Below are 624 nucleotides of genomic sequence, written 5' to 3'. Positions count from 1 at the left end.
ATATTTATAGTTGAGATCATGGGTATGCTAACGCTTAGAGAAGTAGCTCCGCTCATTGCAGCGATTGTTATCGCAGGTAGGTCGGCTTCTAGTTTTACTGCTCACATAGGCGCTCTGAAGCTAACTGAGGAAATAGATGCGATGAAGACAATGGGCTTTGAGCTATTTAACTTCTTGGTCTTGCCACGCATCATCGCGATGGTTCTTTGTGTGCACGTCTTTATATTCATAGCGGCCGCGATAAGCATCTTAGGACAGATGAGCATTTGCCAATCGACACCTGATTTCCGCTTTAGCGACTATCTCCATCGCTTTCCCGAGCTGGTCGTTCTTAGGCACTTTGCTGTTGGCACTATAAAAGCTCCGTTTTTTGGCGCTGTAATAGTGATCATTTTCCTCATGAAGCGATGTTGTGATAGTCAAAACGCCCAAAGCCTTTGAGTGATTACAACTGTTAGTGTAATAAATGCTATATTTTGTGTCGTCTCGCTTGATGCCTGAATATCTATAATGTTTATGATGATAAAGATATTACCGAGATCATCGTTGGAATAAACATAACGTCAAGTAATGGCGATAAGAATGTTAACGAAAATGTGCACTGGAGCTTCAGCGAGGCTGAAA

At 42.3% G+C, this 624-nt stretch carries 1 protein-coding gene; it reads left to right on the top strand.

The window, feature by feature from the left end; translation table 11 throughout:
• Positions 1-441: MlaE family ABC transporter permease (locus CYP28_RS01960; RefSeq protein ID WP_258034129.1), on the top strand; the 441-nt coding region annotated here is incomplete at its 5' end.
• Between the last annotated feature and the right edge of the window lie 183 nt (positions 442-624).

The sequence above is a fragment of the Campylobacter concisus genome, from assembly GCF_002914195.1.
Lineage (GTDB): Bacteria > Campylobacterota > Campylobacteria > Campylobacterales > Campylobacteraceae > Campylobacter_A > Campylobacter_A concisus_M.
Note: the sequence above shows the minus strand (reverse complement) of the source record. Positions and strands in the feature narration are given on the sequence as shown.